Source organism: Bifidobacterium asteroides (assembly GCF_003202755.1).
Lineage (GTDB): Bacteria > Actinomycetota > Actinomycetes > Actinomycetales > Bifidobacteriaceae > Bombiscardovia > Bombiscardovia asteroides_F.
Map to the genome: position 1 here is coordinate 1 of NZ_QGLK01000007.1, position 3,459 is coordinate 3,459.

The following is a 3,459-nucleotide window of genomic DNA, read 5'->3' on the forward strand; positions in this document are numbered from 1 at the left end:
ACACTACGGCACCGCCATCAACTGGAACGAGTTCCACACACCAGTCAGATACCCCAACACCACACTCTGACCAACACACAACCAAACCCACACACAGAACCTAAAACAACGCGTTTAGTTCCTATAGGCCGGATTGCTGTCAATACAGCGCCAAGAATGAACAGTATTCCCAATTGCACCGCGATTAATACGATTGCTTTGTGTTGTTGCACGCCGTCTATGAGGGCTCCGCTGAGCTGTGGTTGCAGCAGGACGACCGCTTGTGCGAGGATTCCCAGCAGAAGGCTTGCCGTGTATGCAAGAATGTGCCCCGGCATGTATTTCCTGACGACGTGGATAAAGTTCATGGTTGGCCTGGCCTCTAGTGTTTTGTGGGTTGGTTCTTGTGGGTGAGGCGTGTGCAGAGGATGGTGGTGGCTATGGCGACGGCCAGGAGCAGGAGGGACATGGGTAGGAAGATGTCTGCGATGATGGGTGTGTGTTGTATGCCGACCCCGTCCCGGACGAAGCTTATCGCCACGGATGCCTCGGTGATGGCCACGGCGACGAGGGAGAGGATGATGCCGGCGGTGACGTCGAGTGTGGTCTCGATGGCCGCTGACCAGGCGAGGGCGCCGCGGGTGACGCCCATCTGGTTGAGGCGCCGGTTCTGCATGCGTCGTTCGCTGATTCCTATGGCTATAGATTGGACGAGGAATATCAGGGCCAGGATGGTGCCGCCGGCTATCATGAGCGGTGTTCCCTGCTGCTCCTTGATGCTGGTCTTGATGTAGTCGTCGATGAAGTCCTGCCTGTTCAAGGCGGTGATCTTGTGGGTGGTGTCCCTTATCTGTTGGGCTATGTCGTCGGCCTGGGTGTGGTCGCGGGCGGTGATGTAGGCGTACAGTCGGCCGTTCTCGCCCTCCCTGGGCAGGCCATCCTCGGTCGTGAGCATGTCCATGTTCACGTGGGGGGTGGTCTTGGGCGGCTCGATGACGGCCACGACCTGGACCTGGTGTCTTTTGTCGTGGCGGTCGATGAGGGTGATCGTGTCGCCCGGCTTGCGCTGGTTGTCGTATGCTCTGCTTATGGCCACCTTGCCGGCGCCCAGGTCGGCCAGGCTGCCCTGGAGCACCTTGGGGGCGGTGTCCTTGTGGCTGGGGTCGGCCAGGTCACGGGCCTGGGCCCAGGTGACCTGGGGGAAGGTGTCCATCTGGATGTTTCCGTGCTTGTCGGTCAGGACCCATTGCTGGGTCTGGTAGATGTCGGCTGTGCCGACCTCCCGTCCGAGCCCCTGCAGCGTGCGCGAGATCCTGCCGGCCTGGGACAGGTCGTCCGAGGAGGCCACCACGTCGGCCTTCATGGGCTCGATGCTGAGCACCACCGAGCTCATGCGGCCCGCCTGCATGATGAGGATGAAGGAGACCAGAATGGTCAGCGCCATCATGGCCGGCAACGCTATGGCCGTGGCGCCTGCCCTGCCCCTGCGGACCCGTTGCCGGGCCAGCAGGCCCGGTCCGGCCGCGGTTTTTTCGGCCAGCAGGCCCAGCAGGGATGCTACCGGGGGGACCAGCAGGGGGGCGGCCACGTACACGGTGATTATCAGTAGGACGATCAAGCCCAGCAGCCGGTCGTAGAACTCCGAGCGGTCGACCGGCATGAAGGCGACCGTGATAGAGGCTAGGAACAGGGCCAGGGAGCATACGATCCGCAACCGGCTGGCCTTTTTGTCCTTGACGGCCGGTTGTGTCATCAGCTTCAGGGAGGTCTCGGCCCCGAACCTGCGCGTGGCCAGCCACACGCCCAGCAGGCAGACCGCCATCATCAGGGCGAAGGCCACGGCCGCCACCCACAGGCGGGCCCTGGGGTGGAAGAGCAGGTCGATGTCCGTGGTGCCCATGGCCCTTATGAAGGCCATGCCCACAGGAACGGTCAGCAGGGATCCGGCCAGGCATCCCGCGGCGTCGGCCAGGGCCAGGGGCAGGGAGAACTCTCGCAGGGCCATGGCCACGACCTGTTTGCCCGAGGCGCCGTTGAGCCGCATCAGGCCGTATTCCCGGCGCCTTTCCTGGACCAGGAAGGACACCGATGACAGGACCAGGAACACCGTCACCAGCAGGCAGAACACCAGCGCGATCAGCGACACAGTGTTCAATGCCAGGTCGTAGTAGGCCTTGGTCAGAATGCGGTGGTAGGCGTTCAGGCCCTCCAGGCCGTGCAGGCCGTCGTAGGCCAGGCCCGCCTGACGTGCCTGCAGGGTCGCGCAGGACAGGGTCGTGGCGGCGAACACGGCCAGGCACATGATCCAGTAGGAGGAGCGGTGGGCCCTGACCAGGGAGAAGGACAGGCTGGCCCTTGTTGGCCGCTTGCGCCAGGGTCGGCTCGCCTGCTGGGCCGGGGAGGCCATGCCCGCGCTCACCGGTCGGCCCCGCTCAACGTGGTCTCGGCCAGGTGCATGGCCAGCTGCTCGGCCGTGCAGCCCGACCACACCGAGTGGATGCGGCCGTCGACCAGGAACACGGTGCTGCCAGCACGGGCCGCCACATCCGGGTCGTGGGTCACCATCAGCACCGTGGACCCCCGCGCTGCCACCTGGCCGAAGGCGTCCAGCACCAGCTGGGAGCCGGCGGTGTCCAGGGCGCCCGTCGGCTCGTCGGCAAAGACGACCGAGGGCCTCGAGGCCAAAGCCCTGGCCACCGCCACACGCTGCCGCTGCCCGCCCGACATGTCCGAGGGATAGACGTCGGCGAAACCATCCAGACCCACCGCCTGCAGGGCCCGCACGGCGTCGTCGACCTCGATGCGCGGCCCGCCGAAGAGGAAGGACAGCATCACGTTCTGCAGGCATGTGAACGCTTCGACGAGGTTGTAGTCCTGAAACACGAACCCGATCAGGTCACGCCTGACACGTGTCAGGTCGGCCTCTCCCATCCGGGCCAGGTCATGCTGCCCGATGTGCACCAAGCCCTGGTCGACCGGCAGCAGGCCCGAGGCGCAATTCAGCAGGGTCGACTTGCCTGCGCCCGAGGGCCCCATGATCGCCGTCCACGACCCAGGCGGGCATTGCAGGGACACGTCGGTGATGCCGGCCCCGCCCGAACCGTAATGATAGGAGACACCCTCAAGGGACAGAAACTCACCAGCCATACCCAACCCCAATCCACAGCCCGACGAAACCCCGAGCACCATACGAATCCACAACGCGAAAAGCTACAGCGAACTTTACACTGAGACGCAATACAAGTATTGCTTGCGTGACGGTTAAAAGTCTTCCATAAATTATTGACAAAAGATGCAATAAGTCAAAAGTTATTGTAAAGTACGATTCGTATGCGCTAAGGGCATACCTAGGCCTATAGGAACTAAACGCGTTGTTTTAGGTTCTGTGTGTGGGTTTGGTTGTGTGTTGGTCAGAGTGTGGTGTTGGGGTATCTGACTGGTGTGTGGAACTCGTTCCAGTTGATGGCGGTGCCGTAGTGT

At 62.9% G+C, this 3,459-nt stretch carries 2 protein-coding genes; both read right to left on the reverse strand.

All coding sequences use genetic code 11. The annotated features are described in order from the left end of the window. Positions 1–361: 361 nt before the first annotated feature. Positions 362–2,398, reverse strand: coding sequence for an ABC transporter permease (locus DKK74_RS08650; protein ID WP_146210566.1), 2,037 nt, complete (start codon positions 2,396–2,398; stop codon positions 362–364). After that, positions 2,395–3,126, reverse strand: coding sequence for an ABC transporter ATP-binding protein (locus DKK74_RS08655; RefSeq protein ID WP_029676375.1), 732 nt, complete (start codon positions 3,124–3,126; stop codon positions 2,395–2,397). Before DKK74_RS08655 ends, DKK74_RS08650 begins: the two co-directional genes overlap by 4 nt. Positions 3,127–3,459: the final 333 nt, after the last annotated feature.